The sequence below is a fragment of the Sphingomonas sp. AP4-R1 genome (assembly GCF_013113735.1).
Classification (GTDB): domain Bacteria; phylum Pseudomonadota; class Alphaproteobacteria; order Sphingomonadales; family Sphingomonadaceae; genus Sphingomonas_I.
The window spans coordinates 296,414-312,632 of sequence record NZ_CP053346.1; the positions used below are offsets into that span (position 1 = coordinate 296,414).

At 67.2% G+C, this 16,219-nt stretch carries 15 protein-coding genes and 1 tRNA gene; 7 read left to right on the forward strand and 9 right to left on the reverse strand.

From position 1 onward, the window contains the following. The first annotated feature begins 101 nt into the window (after nucleotides 1-101). Complete coding sequence (locus HL653_RS01315; RefSeq protein WP_171742905.1) at nucleotides 102-515, forward strand: hypothetical protein; 414 nt, start codon at nucleotides 102-104, stop codon at nucleotides 513-515. Nucleotides 516-743: 228 nt separating this feature from the next. Beyond that, nucleotides 744-2,117 (forward strand): deoxyribodipyrimidine photo-lyase, encoded by a 1,374-nt coding sequence (locus HL653_RS01320; protein ID WP_171742906.1) that lies wholly within the window; start codon nucleotides 744-746, stop codon nucleotides 2,115-2,117. A 126-nt stretch (nucleotides 2,118-2,243) separates the two neighbouring features. Here the strand turns inward: HL653_RS01320 and HL653_RS01325 are convergent, their stop codons facing one another. Both HL653_RS01325 and purF read right to left on the reverse strand, forming a co-directional pair. Further along, a complete protein-coding gene (locus tag HL653_RS01325) occupies nucleotides 2,244-2,954 on the reverse strand; it encodes an SDR family NAD(P)-dependent oxidoreductase (RefSeq protein ID WP_171742907.1) in 711 nt (236 codons plus the stop codon). A 157-nt stretch (nucleotides 2,955-3,111) separates the two neighbouring features. Next, nucleotides 3,112-4,581, reverse strand: coding sequence for an amidophosphoribosyltransferase (gene purF, locus HL653_RS01330; protein WP_171742908.1), 1,470 nt, complete (start codon nucleotides 4,579-4,581; stop codon nucleotides 3,112-3,114). A gap of 213 nt (nucleotides 4,582-4,794) precedes the next feature. Here purF and hisI point away from each other — a divergent pair, with 213 nt between their 5' ends. Further along, nucleotides 4,795-5,154 (forward strand): phosphoribosyl-AMP cyclohydrolase, encoded by a 360-nt coding sequence (hisI, locus tag HL653_RS01335; RefSeq protein WP_171746709.1) that lies wholly within the window; start codon nucleotides 4,795-4,797, stop codon nucleotides 5,152-5,154. Nucleotides 5,155-5,525: 371 nt separating this feature from the next. On the opposite strand, the gene HL653_RS01340 is transcribed toward hisI, so the two are convergent. Then, nucleotides 5,526-7,583: a S9 family peptidase gene (locus HL653_RS01340; RefSeq protein ID WP_171746710.1), complete on the reverse strand. Its 2,058-nt coding sequence runs from the start codon at nucleotides 7,581-7,583 to the stop codon at nucleotides 5,526-5,528. A 205-nt stretch (nucleotides 7,584-7,788) separates the two neighbouring features. Here HL653_RS01340 and HL653_RS01345 point away from each other — a divergent pair, with 205 nt between their 5' ends. Next, nucleotides 7,789-8,685 (forward strand): dienelactone hydrolase family protein, encoded by an 897-nt coding sequence (locus HL653_RS01345; protein ID WP_216599936.1) that lies wholly within the window; start codon nucleotides 7,789-7,791, stop codon nucleotides 8,683-8,685. Nucleotides 8,686-8,917: 232 nt separating this feature from the next. Next, complete coding sequence (locus tag HL653_RS01350; RefSeq protein ID WP_171742909.1) at nucleotides 8,918-10,711, forward strand: aminopeptidase P family protein; 1,794 nt, start codon at nucleotides 8,918-8,920, stop codon at nucleotides 10,709-10,711. Here HL653_RS01350 and HL653_RS01355 read toward each other — a convergent pair. After that, nucleotides 10,686-10,829, reverse strand: coding sequence for a hypothetical protein (locus HL653_RS01355; protein WP_171742910.1), 144 nt, complete (start codon nucleotides 10,827-10,829; stop codon nucleotides 10,686-10,688). The genes HL653_RS01350 and HL653_RS01355 overlap by 26 nt on opposite strands. Nucleotides 10,830-10,928: 99 nt before the next feature. Here HL653_RS01355 and HL653_RS01360 point away from each other — a divergent pair. Then, nucleotides 10,929-11,003: transfer RNA gene (locus HL653_RS01360), tRNA-Thr, on the forward strand. 18 nt (nucleotides 11,004-11,021) lie between these two features. Here HL653_RS01360 and HL653_RS01365 read toward each other — a convergent pair. Further along, on the reverse strand, nucleotides 11,022-11,465 hold the full coding sequence (locus HL653_RS01365; protein ID WP_171742911.1) for a helix-turn-helix domain-containing protein: 444 nt from the start codon (nucleotides 11,463-11,465) through the stop codon (nucleotides 11,022-11,024). A gap of 73 nt (nucleotides 11,466-11,538) precedes the next feature. On the opposite strand from HL653_RS01365, the gene HL653_RS01370 reads away from it, so the two are divergent. Then, nucleotides 11,539-12,342 (forward strand): SDR family oxidoreductase, encoded by an 804-nt coding sequence (locus HL653_RS01370; protein ID WP_171742912.1) that lies wholly within the window; start codon nucleotides 11,539-11,541, stop codon nucleotides 12,340-12,342. Nucleotides 12,343-12,466: 124 nt separating this feature from the next. On the opposite strand, the gene argC is transcribed toward HL653_RS01370, so the two are convergent. The 4 genes from argC to HL653_RS01390 all read right to left on the reverse strand — a co-directional run bounded on the left by argC (nucleotide 12,467) and on the right by HL653_RS01390 (nucleotide 16,140). Further along, nucleotides 12,467-13,405: an N-acetyl-gamma-glutamyl-phosphate reductase gene (gene argC, locus HL653_RS01375; RefSeq protein WP_171742913.1), complete on the reverse strand. Its 939-nt coding sequence runs from the start codon at nucleotides 13,403-13,405 to the stop codon at nucleotides 12,467-12,469. Then, nucleotides 13,402-14,190 (reverse strand): NlpC/P60 family protein, encoded by a 789-nt coding sequence (locus tag HL653_RS01380; protein ID WP_367613584.1) that lies wholly within the window; start codon nucleotides 14,188-14,190, stop codon nucleotides 13,402-13,404. The genes argC and HL653_RS01380 overlap by 4 nt, the downstream gene beginning before the upstream one ends. A gap of 64 nt (nucleotides 14,191-14,254) precedes the next feature. Next, the gene (locus HL653_RS01385) at nucleotides 14,255-14,587 is read right to left on the reverse strand and encodes a helix-turn-helix domain-containing protein (RefSeq protein WP_171742914.1); all 333 of its coding nucleotides are present in this window, start codon (nucleotides 14,585-14,587) and stop codon (nucleotides 14,255-14,257) included. A 146-nt stretch (nucleotides 14,588-14,733) separates the two neighbouring features. After that, a complete protein-coding gene (locus tag HL653_RS01390) occupies nucleotides 14,734-16,140 on the reverse strand; it encodes a M17 family metallopeptidase (protein ID WP_171742915.1) in 1,407 nt (468 codons plus the stop codon). Between the last annotated feature and the right edge of the window lie 79 nt (nucleotides 16,141-16,219).

Consider the following 16,219-nt stretch of genomic DNA (forward strand, 5'->3'; position numbering starts at 1 on the left):
ATGTCGCCATCACGATCAAGGCCCGTGTCCAGCGGCTCATCGCGCCCGCCATTGCTGGTGGGAAGGCTCGGTCCTAAGGAGCGACGAAAGGAGGGCCGCTCATGCGTCCGGTCGATCTGCTCGCTTTCGTTTTCGCCGGTCTTGCCGCGCTTCCGGCCATTGCCCAGACGCCGCCCCCGGCACCCGTGCCCCAGCGCCGCCCGACCAATCTGCCCGGCGTCTCGCCGCAGGGCAATGCGATCCTCACCAAGCTGGATAGCCAGGGCGATCCCCAATATGCCCAGCTCAAGCATCAGCAGACCGGGCTGAAGGATCAGCTCTCCAACGCGATCATGGTCCCCACGATCGACGTGGACCGCGTCGCCGGCATCATGCGCCAGATGGACGTGGTGCAGGGAGCGATGCGGACCCGCGCGAGCGAGCGCGTGCTGGCCGCGCTGAAAGCCCTCCCCGAAGCCGATCGCGGCCCCTTCCTCCGCGCCATCGCCAAACAGGTCGGCCCGGCAGCGAACTAATCTTCTCCCCTCCCTGCATGACAGTGTTACGTAGTTCGTTCTTTAACTCCGTTTGCACTGAGCCTGTCGAAGTGCCGTTCTTCTTTCTCTCGTGCTTTTAAGAAGGACGGTGCTTCGACAAGCTCAGCACAAACGGGATCATGGCTTTGACGAATTTCGCAACGATCCCTTTCAGGGAGGGGAGGATAAAACCACGCATCCCCCGGCCCCCTCACCCGTTCAGCGCGCATGACAGCCCCCACACTCGTCTGGTTCCGCCAGGATCTCCGCCTTTCGGACCAAGCCGCCCTCGCCGCCGCCGCGAGCGAGGGCCCGATCGTCGCGCTCTACGTGCTGGACGATGACGGCCCCGGCGACTGGCGCATCGGCGGCGCCCAGCGCTGGTGGCTGCACCACAGCCTGACCGCGCTCGCGAAATCGCTCGGCCGCCACCGCATCCCCCTGATCCTGCGCCGGGGCGAGGCCGTCACCGCCGTCACCGCCGTCGCGAAGGAATCGGGCGCCACCCGCGTCCACGCCCTTCGCCATATCGAGCCGTGGTGGCAGGCGGCCGAAGAGGCGCTCGCCGGCACGCTCGATCTCGTTCTTCACCCCGGCCAGCAACTGGCCGACCCCGGCGAGATCCGCACGGGTGCGGGCGGCCGCTACCGCATCTTCACCCCCTTCTGGCGTGCACTCGCCGCCACGTTGCCGCCACCCAAGCCACAGCCCGCGCCGAAACATCTCCACGGCCATGGCGAGATCCGCTCGGATCGGCTGGAGGATTGGGATCTGCTCCCCACGAAGCCGGACTGGGCCAAGGGCTTCGACGTCTGGACACCCGGCGAGGACGGCGCGGCCGAGGCGATGGAGGATTTCGCGGATCGCGTGTCGGCCTACGATCACGATCGCAACATGCCCTCGATCGACGGCAGCTCACGCCTCTCGCCGCATCTGCATTTCGGCGAAATCTCCCCCGCCGCCGTCTGGCACGCCGCGCACGACGCCGCACCGCACTCGGCCGATCCGTTCCTGCGCGAGGTCGGCTGGCGCGATTTCACCGCCAACCTCGTCGATCAATATCCGAAGATCGGCCGCCAGAATGGCCGCGACGCCTATGATCGCCTGCCCTGGCGAACGGGTGCCGCCGCCGATCGCGATTTCCACGCGTGGACCGAAGGCCGCACCGGCTATCCGATCGTCGATGCCGGGATGCGCCAGCTCTGGGCGACCGGCTGGATGCACAATCGCGTCCGCATGATCGCAGCCAGCTTCCTCACCAAGCATCTCCTGCTCGACTGGCGGCGCGGCGAGCGCTGGTTCTGGGAGACGCTGGTCGATGCCGATTACGGCAATAACAGCGTGAACTGGCAGTGGGTCGCGGGCACGGGGATCGACAGCAACCCGTTCGGCCGGATCATGGCGCCGCTCACCCAATCGCCCAAGTTCGACGCCGCCGACTATATCCGCTTATGGGTGCCGGAACTGCGCGACCTGCCCGACACCACGATCCACGATCCGCACGGTGCCGGTTGCGCGCCGAAGGCCTATCCCGCCCCCCTGATCGGCCACCGCGAAGGCCGGGAGCGAGCCTTGGCCGCAGCGGCAAAGATCAAAACCTGAAGCGCGGCCGGCTCACACTCTCTCTCATTCTTTTTCTCCGCGCCTCCGCGTGAATCTCTTTTTTGTTCACGCAGAGACGCGGAGACGCAGAGGAGAGAAAAAGAAGGAATGAGCCGCTTCGCGGGCTTACCCCTCCACGCGCATCCGGTGTCCCGTCGCGAAATCGCTCGCGAGCAGCGCCGCGATCGCCCCGCCCACCACGTCCGGCGATTTCAGCGTCGCGGGATCCTCGCCCGGAAAGGCCTTGGCGCGCATCGCGGTGGCGGTGCCGCCCGGATCGACGATCGCCACGCGCAGATCGCCCAACGCCTGCATCTCCTCGCCATAAGAGAGAATGAGATTTTCCAGCGCCGCCTTGGACGATCCATAGGCGCCCCAGAAAGCCCGCGGCCGCGCGCCTACGCTGGACGTGATCGCCGCCACCCGCGCCCGCGCGCTCTTCCGCAGCAGCGGATCGAACGCCGCGATCAAAGCCTGCGGCGCGCCGACATTCAGCGTCAGCAGCTTTGCATATTCCTTGGGATCGATCGCGGGCACCGGGCTCAAGGTCCCGAGCGTGGCCGCGTTGATCACGAGCAGGTCGAGCTTCTCCCAGCGGCCCGCCACCGCCTCGGCCAGTCGGCCGATCGAATTGCCGTCCGTCAAATCCAGCGGCGCGATCGTCGAGGAGCCACCCGCCGCGTGGATCGCCTCCTCGGTCTCCTCCAGCCCCCCGGTGGTTCGCGCCACGAGCAGAACATGCGCGCCGGCCGCCGCCAGCGCCTTGGCGGTGGCAGCGCCGATACCCCGGCTGGCGCCGGTGACGAGGGCGATCTGGTTTTCGAGCGGACGGGTCATGCTCTTCTTTCCTCCCCTCCCTGGAAGGGAGGGGACTGAGGGGTGGGTCGCTGGAGGCGGACGACGGCGGCCGCAAGCGGATCCACCCACCCCCAGCCCCTCCCTTGCAGGGAGGGGAGCCGGTCAGGCTATGCGGGATTGGCCGGACAAGAAAGCCTCAGGCCAGCACGCGCTCGTCGAGCAAGGCGAACTGGTCCGGCACGGTCTGCGCGTCGTGATCCGTCAGCGGCGTGGGATAATCGCCGGTGAAGCAGGCGTCGCAGCGCGTGGGCTGCGCGGCATTGCGGCCTTCCTCGCCCAGCGCGCGGTACAGGCCATCGACCGAGATGAAGCCAAGGCTGTCCGCATGGATGAAATCCGCCATCTGCTGCACGGTCATGCGCGCGGCGAGCAGCTTGGCGCGCTCGGGCGTATCCACGCCGTAGAAGCAGCTGTGCCGCGTCGGCGGGCTGGCGATGCGCATATGCACTTCGGTCGCGCCCGCATCGCGCATCATCTGCACGATCTTCAGGCTGGTCGTGCCACGCACGATCGAATCGTCGATCAGCACGATGCGCTTGCCCTGGATCAGCGCGCGATTGGCATTGTGCTTCAGCTTCACGCCCAGATGGCGGATATTGTCCGCCGGCTGGATGAAGGTGCGGCCGACATAATGCGAGCGGATGATGCCCAGCTCGAACGGGATGCCGCTTTCCTGCGCGTATCCGATCGCGGCCGGCACGCCCGAATCGGGCACGGGGATCACGAAATCGGCGTCGACAGGGCCTTCCTTGGCCAGCTCCGCGCCGATCGCCTTGCGGACCGAATAGACCGAGGTGCCGTCCAGCACCGAATCCGGCCGCGAGAAATAAACATGCTCGAACACGCACGGCCGTCCGCGCGCCTTGCCGAACGGGCTGATCGAACGGACGCCCGCTTCGGACACCGTCACCAGTTCGCCCGGCTCCAGCTCGCGCACGAAATCCGCGCCGACCACGTCGAGCGCGACCGTCTCGGAGGCGAAGATCGTCGCATCGCCCAATTTGCCCATCACGAGCGGGCGGATGCCGAGCGGATCGCGGCAGGCGATCATGCCCTCGGGTGTCATGCAGATCAGCGAATAGGCGCCCTCCACGCGGCGCAGCGCATCGATGAAGCGATCGATGAGCGTGCGATAGGTGGAGGTGGCGACCAGATGGATGATCGTTTCGGTATCGCTGGTCGACTGGAAGATGGAGCCGGTGCGGATCAGATCGCGCCGCAGCTTCATCGCGTTCGAAATATTGCCGTTATGGGCGATCGCGAAACCACCGCTGGCCAGTTCGGCGAACAGCGGCTGCACGTTGCGCAGCGCCGTCTCGCCCGTCGTGGAATAGCGCACATGGCCGCAGGCGACGCGCCCGGGGAGCGCGCGGATGATGTCGTCGCGATCGAAATTGCCCGCGACATGGCCCATCGCGCGATGCGTGTGGAAATTGTGGCCGTCCCAGCTGGTGACGCCGGCGGCTTCCTGCCCGCGATGCTGGAGGGCGTGGAGGCCGAGTGCCGCGATCGCGCTCGCCGATTCGGCATCATAGACACCGAAGACGCCGCATTCTTCGCGCAGCGTATCGCCGTCGATCGTTTCAAAAGGATTGGTGGTCAGCATCGTCCGTTCCGTCGGTGCCCGATGCCCATAAGCGATCGATCGCCCTTTGTCGCCCCATCGGGAGGGCGACCGGCGCATTTCCTGTTTTCCGGCGTGCGGATCGGTATTTAGCCAACCGTTCGCGCCGGCATATGGGGGCGGATGGCGCGCGGCACCACCCCCACATCCGCCAGCCCGCTTCCGTCCGCACACGCCGCCCCCTACATGGCGCGCATGGACGATCGCGAAACCGGAACCACCCTGATGCCGCGCTGGGATGCGGCGGGCCTCGTCACCGCCGTGGTGACGCATGCCGAAACCGGCGAGCCGCTGATGCTGGCGCACATGAACGCGGAGGCGCTGGATCGCACGATCGAGACAGGCGAGGCCTGGTTCTGGTCGCGCTCGCGCGGGCGGCTCTGGAAGAAGGGCGAAAGCTCGGGCCATGTGATGAAGGTGGTCGAGCTGCGCGTCGACTGCGATCAGGACGCGATCTGGTTGCGCGCCGAGCCCCACGGCCCCGCCTGTCACACCAACGCCCCGACCTGCTTCTACAGGCGCCTGCAGGACGGCGCGCTCGTCCGGGTGGAGTAATCGTAGGCTGCTGAATGTGCGCCTGTCGGTGCCGCCTCGAAATGCGATCCTCCTCGCATTTCGCAAACAGCACTTATCCCCGTACATTTTCGGTTCATGCAACCGACCAGTCTTTCGCACGTTCGGAGCGGGCAAGGTTGGGTACAGCCTGTAAATGGCTTCATGCCGTGTGTGTTGCGTAAGCTTAGTACGAGTAGCGTTCCGTATCTTTTCGAGGCCGGCTGTCCCTGCCTTGCGCCTCTCCCCCGATCGAAGGGTCGCAGATTAAGCGACGGATCAGGCAGGAGCCCGATCCGTTAACCATATTTACTTGCGCTTTTGCAGGCAGAACGTCTCACACTGCCGTGTTCCTGCGAAAGCAGGAGCACGGATCACCCGCCCATCTGATCGATCACGAAGGCGAAGGCCTCCGCCCGCTCGCGCAGCGCCTCGTAGCGGCCCGATTTGCCGCCATGGCCCGCGCCCATGTTGATCTTGAGCAGCAGCAGCGCCTCGTCCGTCTTGGTCGCGCGCAGGCGGGCCGCCCACTTCGCCGGCTCCCAATAGGTGACGCGCGGATCGTTGAGCCCGCCCGTGATCAGCATCGGCGGATAGGCTTTCGCCGCCACATTCTCATAAGGCGAGTAGGACAGGATCAGCCTGAACGCCTCGGGATCGGTGATCGGATTGCCCCATTCGGGCCATTCGCCGGGGGTGAGCGGCAGGCTCTCGTCCTGCATCGTATTCAGCACATCGACGAACGGCACGTCCGCCACCACCGCGCCCCACAGATCGGGATCGGTATTGGCGACGACGCCCATCAGTTCGCCACCGGCCGAGCCGCCGTTGATCGCGATCCCGCCGGCTTTCGCGAAGCCTTGGGCGATCAGCCCCTTCGCCGCATCCGAGAAATCGTGGAACGTGTTCCAGCGCTCGGTCGCCTTGCCCTGCAGATACCAGGTGTAACCCAGATCATCGCCGCCCCGGATGTGCGCGATCGCATAGGCCCAGCCGCGATCCAGCAGCGACAGCCGCCCGGTGGAGAAGCTCGGCGGGATCGCATGGCCATACGCGCCATAGGCGTAAAGGAAGACCTTGCCCGATCCGTCCTTCGGAAAGCCCTTGGGATAGACGATCGAAACCGGGATCGCCTTGCCGTCGCGTGCCGGCACGCTCAGCCGTTCAGTCGCATAGCGCGAAGGATTGTAGCCCGAAGGCACCTCCTGCACCTTCAACACCTCCAGCCTGTGTTCAGCCGGGTGGTAATCATAGACGGTCGAGGGCGTGACCATCGACGAATAGCCGATGCGATAGGCGGCCGGATCAAATTCGGGATTGTTGCCCAGCCCCGCGCTGTAGCTCGCCTCGGGAAAAGCGACGCGGTGCGTGTCGCCCTCGTAGGTGCGGAGCAAAAGCTGATCGAGCCCGTCGATCCGCGCCGCGACCGCGATGTGGCGCGCGAAGCTGGCGATGCCCGTGAGATACGTATCGTCCGATCCGGCGATCACCGTCTCCCACGCGCCGGGCGTCGCCGGATCGGCGGAGGCCAGACGGAAGTTCACATGATCGTCGTTGGTGAGGATCCAGAAGATTCCATGCGCCGCATCGACCGAATATTGGCGTTTCACCTGCCGGGGGGAAACCAGCAGCGGTTCCGCCGACGGATCGCCCGCCGGCACCATACGGATCTCGCTGGTCTGATTGTCGCCGGTGGCGATCTGGATCCACTGGCGATCCTGCGTGCCGCCCACCGCGACGCGGAAGCCCTCGTCCGCTTCCTCATAGAGCGTCACCGCCTCGGCCGGATCGGCGCCCAGCCGGTGCAGCCGCGCGCGATAGCTGCGCCAATTGTCGTTCACCTCGGTGAAGACCAAAGCTTTGCTGTCGCTCGACCAGACCACGCCGCCATTGGTGACGGCGCTGACCGTCTCGACATCCGCCCCCGTCGCCAGATCACGGATGCGCAGCGTGAAGCGCTCGGCCCCGCTCTCGTCCGCCGACCAGGCGAGCAGTCGTCCGTCGGGGCTCACCGAGAAGGCCGCGAGCCGGAAATAGGCCTTGCCCTCGGCCTCCGCCGCCTCGTCCAGCAGCAGTTGATCGGGGCCGCCCGCGACGGGCTTCCGCCAGCGGCGCGGATATTGGCTGCCCGTCTCATAGGCCCACCAGTAGAGATACTCGCCATCCTTCTGCGGCACGGAGGATTCATCCTCCTTCATCCGCCCCTTCATCTCCTGGAAGATCGCCTCCACCAGATCGGCGCGCGGCGCCATCGCCGCCTCGAAATAGGTGTTCTCCTCCCGAAGATAGGAGAGAACCGCCTCGTCCTTCACCTCCGGATAGAGCGGATCCTTCAGCCAGTGATACGGATCGTCGAGCGTGATGCCGTGGACGGCCGTTTCATGCGGAATGCGGGTCGCGCGGGGCGCGGGCGGAAGGTCAGCGGGCGTCATCATCGTGCTTATCTGTGGGGATGCCGCCGTCCAGCCGCAAGCCGTGCCTGATATCCTTCCGCTGAAGGGTGAGGATTGGATCTCGCTCCGTCGTCATTCCCGCGAAAACGGGAACCAGCTTCTTCCGTCTGCCTCCAACCACTGTCATGAAGCGAAGTCTGGGTTCCCGCTTTCGCGGGAATGACGGGACAAGGAGGAGAGTGAAATGGCCGAGATGCCCGAAAGCACCGCCTTCAGCCGGGAGATCCTCGATCTGTTCGATGCGTTCGTCCATGGCGGCATCAGCCGGCGCGGCTTCATCGAGAAAGCCACGACGCTGACCGGATCCGTCGCCGCCGCCACCACGATCCTCTCCGCGCTCAGCCCCGATTTCGCCTCGGCGGAGGTGATCGCCCCCGCCGACAAGCGCATCACGGTGGAGACGGTCACGATTCCCTCTCCGCAGGGCGACGGCACGATCAAGGCCTATGTCGCCAAGCCCGCCGGCACATCGCCCAAAAAGAAGAAGCCGGTCGTGCTGGTCGTCCACGAAAATCGCGGCCTCAATCCGCATATCGAGGATATCGCCCGTCGCCTCGCCGTGGACGGCTTCATCGCGGTCGCGCCGGACGCGCTCACCTCGCTCGGCGGCTATCCGGGCACGGAGGACGAGGCCCGCGCGCTGTTCCCCAAGCTGGATCAGGCCAAGGTGCAGATGGATTTCCTCGCCGCCGCCGCTTACGCGCAGGCGCTGCCGGACGGCACCGGCAAGCTCGGCGCGGTCGGCTTCTGCTATGGCGGCGGCATCGTGAACATGCTGGCCACGAAAGTGCCCACGCTGCGCGCTGCCGTCCCTTTCTACGGCGCCCCGCCGAAGCTGGAGGACGTGCCCGCGATCAAGGCCGAACTGCTCGTCCAGCATGCCGGCAACGACACGCGGCTGGCCGGCACCTGGCCCGATTACGACAAGGCGCTGACGGCCGCCGGAGTCCGCCACGAGGGCTTCATCTATCCGGGCGTCGAACACGGCTTCAACAACGACACCACGCCCCGCTTCAACAAGGCGGCCGCTGATCTGGCGTGGAACCGCACGATCGCTTTGTTCAAGCGGACGTTGGCCTGAACAGAGGGAAGAAAGAAAAAGGATTCACGCAGAGACGCAGAGGCGCAGAGAGGGTGCGCCCGGCGCGAAGCGCTCTCATCATAAGCGAGCGATGATAGGAGGCCGCTACGCGGCGGCAGGACACACCATCTCTGCGCCTCCGCGTCTCTGCGTGAATCAAACTTACGTCTTCCTCCGCCACCTCGACGAAGGCCGGGATGACGAAGGAAATCGACGGGCCTACATTGCCCCCATGTCCAGCCACACCGATCGCCTCGCCGCCCTGCGCGACGAACTCGCCCGCCGCCGTCTCGACGGCTTCGTCGTGCCGCTCACCGACGAGCATATGTCCGAATATGTCGGCGCTTATGCCCAGCGCCTCGCCTGGCTGACCGGGTTCGAGGGATCGGCCGGATCGGCGGTCGTCCTTCCCGCCGAAGCCGCCATCTTCACGGACGGCCGCTACACGCTGCAAGTGCGCGAGCAGGTCGACGGCACCAACTGGTCCTATCAGTCCGTGCCGCAGACCAGCGTCGCCCAATGGCTCGGCGAGCATGCCAAGGAAGGCGCGCGCATCGGCTATGATCCCTGGCTGCACACGCGGGGCTGGGTGATCCAGGCCGCGAAGGCGCTCCGCGCCAAGGGTGCCGAGCTGATTGCGGTCGAAACCAATCCGGTCGACGCGGTGTGGCCGGACAAGCCCCTGCCTTCGGCCGCGCGCCTCGTCGTCCAGCCCGATGACCTAGCCGGCAAGAATTCGGTTGAGAAGCGCGCCGAAATGGCCGACTGGCTCACTGCGCAGGGCGCCGACGCCGCAGTCCTCTCCGCGCTCGATTCGATCGCCTGGACGTTCAACGTGCGCGGCGCCGATGTCGATCGCACGCCCGTCGCGCTCGCTTATGCGCTGGTCGGGGCGGACGGCACCGCCGATCTGTTCGTCGCGCCCGACAAGCTCACCGACGAGGTGCGCCAGCATCTCGGCAATGCCGTGCGCCTCCATCCGCGCCATGCCTTCGCCGACTATCTCTCCGCCCTCGGCGGCAAGAGGATCGTCGCCGATCCCGATCGCGCCGTCGCCGCCATCTTCGGCACGCTGGAGCAGGCCGGCGCCCGCATCCTGCCGCTGCGCGACCCGGCCGTCCTCCCCAAGGCGATCAAGAACGGCGCCGAAATGGCCGGCCACCGCGCTGCCCAGGCCCGCGACGGCGCGGCCCTCTCGCGCTTCCTCCACTGGCTCTCGGTCGAGGCACCCAAGGGCGGCGTCACCGAAATCTCCGCGCAGGAGAAATTGCTCTCCTTCCGCGAGGAGACGGGCCGCCTGCGCGATCTCTCCTTCGACACCATTTCGGGTGCAGGCCCCAACGGCGCGGTCGTCCATTATCGCGTGAGCGAGGAGAGCAACCGCCCGCTGGAAATCGATTCGCTCTATCTGGTCGATTCGGGCGGCCAGTATCAGGACGGCACCACCGACGTGACGCGCACCGTCGCGATCGGCACGCCAACGGCAGAGATGCGCGATCGCTTCACGCGCGTGCTGAAGGGCCATATCGCGCTCGCCACGGCGATCTTCCCGGAGGGTACGCGCGGCGGCCAGCTCGATACGCTCGCGCGGCAATTCCTGTGGGCGGCCGGTCTCGATTACGCGCACGGCACCGGCCACGGCGTCGGCGCCTTCCTCGCGGTGCATGAGGGGCCACAGCGTATCGCGCCCGTGGGCGGGGCCTTCGTGGGCGGGGACGAACCGCTGCAGGCGGGCATGATCCTCTCGAACGAGCCCGGCTATTACAAGACCGGCGAATACGGCATCCGCATTGAGAATCTGGTGCTGGTCGGGCCGCGCGAGGCGCCGGGCGCCGAGAAGAAGATCCTCGGATTCGAGACGCTCACCTTCGCCCCGATCGATCGCGCGCTGATCGATCTCGATCTGCTCACCCCGGCCGAGCGCGCCTGGATGGACGCCTATCACGCGAAGGTGGCGGAGGTGGTCGGCCCGCAGCTGGAGGGCGCAGCCGCCGAGTGGTTCAGTCGCGCGGTGGCGCCTCTGTAGGCGCCTCGCTCCCTTCCGTCGCCGCCTCGGCGTCCCGCGACTGCGCCTTGCGCCGGCGCAGATTCTGTCGGAGCGCCTCGGCCAGCCGGGCGGCGCGTGCGGGATCATCTTTCGCCATGAGCGGTTTCATAGCGAGGGAAGGTGCTGCTTGCCATTGACCTTCCGCGCGGGCTTCGCCATAGGCGCCACCTCCCGCAGGGGAGGCCATGCTGGCCGTGCTGCCGTAGCTCAGTGGTAGAGCGCATCCTTGGTAAGGCTGAGGTCGTGAGTTCAATCCTCACCGGCAGCACCAGCATCCCTCCCCTGCCGGTCAGGCCTGCGGGCTCTCCTCCGGATCGACCAGACTGACGCGAAAGCTCTCGATCGGGCGGCCCGTCTCGCGATCCACCACCACCGGCTCCAGCGTCCGCCCCGTCTCCGCATCCGCGATGCGGCGCGCGCCCTTCCCATGGTGGCGCCGGCCCCACGCGCCGATCACGAGCAGCACCGGCAGGAAATCCCGCCCGGCCTCCGTCAGCACATATTCGTCACGCGGGGGATGCTCGCTGTAGCGCCGTCGCTCCAGCAGGCCGGCGTCCGTCAGCGCCTTCAGCCGCCGCGTCAGGATATTGGGCGCGATGCCCAGGCTTGCGCGAAACTGATCGAAGCGCGTGATGCCGAGCCCGGCGTCCCGCAGGATCAGCATGCTCCACGCATCCCCCACCCGGTCCAGCCCGCGCGCGACGGGGCAGCGTTTCTCAAATTCCTCGATCATGTCCATTGCAATATGATAGTGACTACCTATCATTATGCAACCGACTCACGGTGGATAGTCAAGGACGAAGGACATGACGGACAAGGTTTTGGGTACGGCGCTGGTGACGGGCGCCTCTTCGGGCATCGGCGCGGTCTATGCGGATCGGCTGGCCAGGCGCGGCTATGATCTGATTCTGGTGGCGCGCGACGCCGCCCGCATGGAGGCGCTCGCGACGACGCTGCGCGATCAGACCGGCCGTGCGGTGGAGGTGCTTCCCGCCGACCTCACCCATGCCGCCGACGTCGCCAAGGTGGCCGATCGCCTCGCGACCGACGGCGCGATCACCTTGCTGGTGAACAATGCCGGCATGTCGCTGAACGGCGGCCTGCTCGACAATGAAGCACCAGCGATCGAGCGGCTGATCGCGCTCAACATCACCGCGCCGACCCTCCTCGCCTCGGCGGCGGGCAAGGCCTTCGTGACGCGCGGCGGCGCGATCATCACGATCGCCTCGGTTCTCGCGCTGGCGCCCGAGATGTTCGACGGCATCTATAGCGGCTCGAAGGCCTATGTGCTCAATCTGACGCTGGGCCTCGCCGCAGCGCATGCGGATACCAAGCTGCGCGTCCAGGCCGTGCTGCCGGGTGCCACGCGCACCGAAATCTGGGAGCGCTCGGGCAAGGACGTGAACGCATTCCCCGCCGAATGGGTGATGGAAGCGGGCGACTTGGTGGACGCGGCCTTGGTCGGCTTCGACAAGGGCGAGACAGTCACGATCCCGCCGCTGGCCGACGAGGACCAGTGGATCGCATTCGATACCGCCCGCAAGGCGATGGCGCCGAACCTGTCGCGCCGCGATGTGGCGGAGCGCTACCGGGTGGCGGTCGATGCCTAAGCGCCTTTAATCCCGATCGTCATTGCGAAGGGCGCAGCCCTGCGGCCATCCAGTTCCTCAGCGAGGGACTGGATGGCGTCGCTCCGCTCGCAATGACGACGGCACGTGAACGTGCCGATCGGCTCTACAGCCGCAGGCCGGCCGCTTCGGGCAGGCCCGCCATCAGGTTCATATTCTGGACGGCGGCCCCCGCCGCGCCCTTGCCGAGATTGTCGAGCGCCGCGACCAGCCGCGCCTGCCCGGCCTTCTCGTCGCCATAAACGAACAGATCGAGCCGATCCGTGCCCGCCAGTTGCTCCAGCGTCAGCAAAGGTGGGGCGTCGGCGATGACGCGCACGATCTCGCTGCCCGCATAGGCATCCGCCAGCGCCGCGCGCAGATCGGCCAGCTTCGGCGCGCCCGGCAGCGCGTGCAGATGCAGCGGCACCTCCACGATCATGCCGCGATAGGCGTGCGCCACCGCCGGCTGGAAGATCGGCGGATGGACGAGGCCCGCATGCACCATCATTTCCGGCACATGCTTGTGGCCGAGATTCATGCCGTAGGTGCGGAATGCCGTATCGGTCGCGCCGGGATCGGCCGGATCCTCGAATGCCGCGATCATGGCCTTGCCGCCGCCCGAATAGCCGGAGGTGGCGTTCACCGACAGCAAGGTCTCGGCCGGCAGCAGACCCGCGCGCACCAGCGGGCGGACGAGCGCGAGGAAGCCCGTTGGGTAACAGCCCGGATTGGCCACGCGCCACGAGGCGCCGATCGCCTGCCGCGTCGTGCCCGGCTCCAGCTCGGGAAAGCCATAGGCCCAGCCCGGCGCGATCCGGTGCGCGGTGGACGCATCGATGATCTTGGTCGACGAGCCTTCCAGCAGCGTGACGGCCTCGCGCGCGGCATCGTCGGGCAGGCAGAGGATCACGATATCGGCCGCGTTCAACGCATCGCCGCGCGCGGCCGGATCCTTCCGCCGCGCCTCCGGCAACGTCAGCAGCTCAAGCTCGGGGCGGCCGGCCAGCCGCTCGCCGATTTCGAGGCCGGTGGTGCCGACGGCGCCATCGACGAATATCTTCACTTCAGTCTCCGTCGTGCCAGAATGGGTGCGGGCTCCTGATGTAGTCGCGCCACCACGTCAACCAAGGGTTCGATCGTCACCGCCATCGCAAAGGCATTGGCGTGGATCAGCCGCTCGCCATCCAGCATCAGGCCGACATGGCCGGGAAAGAAAATCGCGTCGCCCGCGCGGACCGGCTCGTCGTCCGCCAGCGGCGTGCCGAGCGAGTCGCGCTGCATGTCGCTGTCGCGCGGGCAGGCGATCCCCGCGAAATCGCAGGCGACCTGCACCAGCCCCGAACAATCGATCCCCTCGCCCCCGCGCCCGCCCCACAGATAGGGCTGGCCGATCAGCGCGGCGGCCGTCTCCAGCGGATCGCGCGCGGCCCCGATCGCGCAGGCGTGGCGCTGGTGGATATAACCCGCCTCGGTCCGCAGAAACGCACCGTCCGCCTCGGCCGAGAAGCGCGCGCCGATCGGCCAGCGATCCAGCACCGGCGCCTTGATGTCGGGCGCCGAGAACATCAAGGCCACGGGCACCGAGACACGGTGCGTCGGCGCCTCGGGCCGCCCCAGCAGATCGGCCGGCAGATAGCCGACATAATCGTCATGGACGCAGCGCCCCCAGGCCCAGCCCGAGACGATGTCGAATATGTCGAACTCCTCGCCCAGCACCAGTTGCGAGACGGCGCGGGCATCCGTCGCGGGCCCAGCGAGGACAGGGGTGAAGCGTGCCGTCAGGCGGCACCGGATGGGCGCGGCATAATGCGGCGCGAACAGCCGCCCGGCGAGCGCGATATCCGCCACATCCTTTCGGAAGGCGTGGACGCGCGGATCGAGCGGGCGCGAGGGCCCGTCGAGACGAACCCGTTCAGGCCGAAGCGTGACGCAGCTGACGGACGATGGCGTGATCCGCGTCGCCGTCGATGAGACCTCCGAAGCCTTCAAGGAATTGAGCCCCTACATCCGTATGCGCGATGAAGATGTTGCGCCTGTCGGCCTCATCCCGTTCGCGCCGCAGATAGCCGAGCGCCCCGAGCGTGTTCAAGGCACGGGTGACGACCGGCTTCGACACGCCGAGCGCCTGGGCGAGCCCGCGCACCGTATGCGGGCCGGGCGTCAGATAAACGAGCATCAGCAGCGCCATCTGACGGTTGGTCAGATCGGGCCTCCCCGATCGGACATAGCCGACCAGCGTCTGCATCCACTCTGCCAGTGTGTGATCATGCATCATAAGCACGCCTCTCTACCGAAACGACCCACCTCCCGAACGGGCTTAACAACCCAGCGGCAGGATCGTTTCATCGCCGGGTCGATTGACGGCGAAGGCGGATGATGACCGGTGGCCGATTATCGGTCGGGCGAGAAGCGCGCTTTCAGCATGGCCCAGGCGGCGCGCAGACCGAGCGCCTCTCCGCCCTTGGGCCGGCCGGGCTTGGCGGCCGGGTTCCAGGCGAAGGTATCGAGATGCGCCCAGGGCACGCCCTTCACGACGAACCGTTCCAGGAACAAGGCGGCCGTGATCGATCCGGCGAAGCCGCCGGCGCCCGCATTGTTGATGTCGGCCACGTCGGACTTGAGCATATCGTGATAGGGTGCCCACAGCGGCAGGCGCCACAGCGGATCGCGCGCGGCGATACCCCCTGCCAGCAGCGCATCGGCCAGCGCATCGTCATTAGCGAACAGAGCGGGCAGATCGGGTCCGAGCGCGACGCGGGCGGCGCCCGTGAGCGTGGCGAAATCGATCACCAGCGCCGTGCGCGCCTTTTCCTCACCCTCGCAGGCGAGCGTCAGCGCATCGCCCAGGATCAGCCGGCCCTCGGCATCGGTATTGCCGATCTCGACGTGCAGGCCCTTGCGGCTCTTGAGAACATCGCCCGGACGGAAGGCATCGGCGGAGATCGCATTCTCCACCGCCGGGATCAGCAGATGCAGGAAGACCGGCAGGCGACTCTCCATCACCAGCCCGGCCAGTGCCAGCGCGTGCGCCGCGCCGCCCATATCCTTCTTCATCAGCAGCATGCCGCTCGGCGGCTTGATATCGAGCCCGCCCGAATCGAAACAGACGCCCTTGCCGACGATCGCGATGCGCGGGTGCGCGGGATCGCCCCACTCCAGCTCGATCAGGCGCGGTTCCCGGTGGCGCGCGGCGGCGCGGCCGACCGCGTGGATCATCGGGAAGCCTTCCAGCAGCGCGTCGCCCCGGATCGTGCGGCAGGCCGCCCCGTTCGCGCGGGCGAGCGCCTCGGCCGCCGCCTGCAGCTCGGCCGGCCCCATGTCGGCGCTGGGTGTATCCACCATATCGCGCACCCGCGCGACCGCGGTGGCGAGGCGGATCGCCTCGGGGATCATCGCCGCATCGCTCGTCAGCAAGGTGCGGACCGGCTCGGGCTTCGGGGCGCTGCGATAGGCATCGAACCGATGCTGGGCGAGCAGCCAGCCCAGCGCCGCCTCGCCCGGCTCCTCCTTGGCGGCGAGGCGATAGAGGCCTTCGGGCAGGCGCTGGGCGGCGGCCGCCAGATCCCAGGGTCCGCCTTCCTCGCTGACGCCGACCGCCGCGTTCCACTCGTCCACCTTGTCGCCCTGGAGGATGACGAGGCTGCCGGGCTCGGCCTTGAAGCGGGCGGCGGCGACGGCGGTGCGCGCGCGCTGGGGAAGCCCGGCCATCCAGGCATCGAAGCCGGATTTGGCGACCTTGTACAGGATGGTCGCGGGCTGGCCGCGATCGGCCACGAGAAGCGAAGCGAAATCAGTCATTCCACGACCTTAGAGCGATTTCGAAGCAGGTGGAATCACCTGCCGCTCCCGGAAATCGCAACAGATCAGAAATCTGGAG

Coding starts and splice junctions, on each gene's coding strand:
- HL653_RS01315 (WP_171742905.1), top strand. CDS start 102: ATGCGTCCGGTCGATCTGCTCGCTTTCGTTTTCGCCGGTCTTGCCGCG.
- HL653_RS01320 (WP_171742906.1), top strand. CDS start 744: ATGACAGCCCCCACACTCGTCTGGTTCCGCCAGGATCTCCGCCTTTCG.
- HL653_RS01325 (WP_171742907.1), bottom strand. CDS start 2,954: ATGACCCGTCCGCTCGAAAACCAGATCGCCCTCGTCACCGGCGCCAGC.
- purF (WP_171742908.1), bottom strand. CDS start 4,581: ATGCTGACCACCAATCCTTTTGAAACGATCGACGGCGATACGCTGCGC.
- hisI (WP_171746709.1), top strand. CDS start 4,795: ATGGACGATCGCGAAACCGGAACCACCCTGATGCCGCGCTGGGATGCG.
- HL653_RS01340 (WP_171746710.1), bottom strand. CDS start 7,583: ATGACGCCCGCTGACCTTCCGCCCGCGCCCCGCGCGACCCGCATTCCG.
- HL653_RS01345 (WP_216599936.1), top strand. CDS start 7,789: ATGGCCGAGATGCCCGAAAGCACCGCCTTCAGCCGGGAGATCCTCGAT.
- HL653_RS01350 (WP_171742909.1), top strand. CDS start 8,918: ATGTCCAGCCACACCGATCGCCTCGCCGCCCTGCGCGACGAACTCGCC.
- HL653_RS01355 (WP_171742910.1), bottom strand. CDS start 10,829: ATGGCGAAAGATGATCCCGCACGCGCCGCCCGGCTGGCCGAGGCGCTC.
- HL653_RS01365 (WP_171742911.1), bottom strand. CDS start 11,465: ATGATCGAGGAATTTGAGAAACGCTGCCCCGTCGCGCGCGGGCTGGAC.
- HL653_RS01370 (WP_171742912.1), top strand. CDS start 11,539: ATGACGGACAAGGTTTTGGGTACGGCGCTGGTGACGGGCGCCTCTTCG.
- HL653_RS01385 (WP_171742914.1), bottom strand. CDS start 14,587: ATGCAGACGCTGGTCGGCTATGTCCGATCGGGGAGGCCCGATCTGACC.
- HL653_RS01390 (WP_171742915.1), bottom strand. CDS start 16,140: ATGACTGATTTCGCTTCGCTTCTCGTGGCCGATCGCGGCCAGCCCGCG.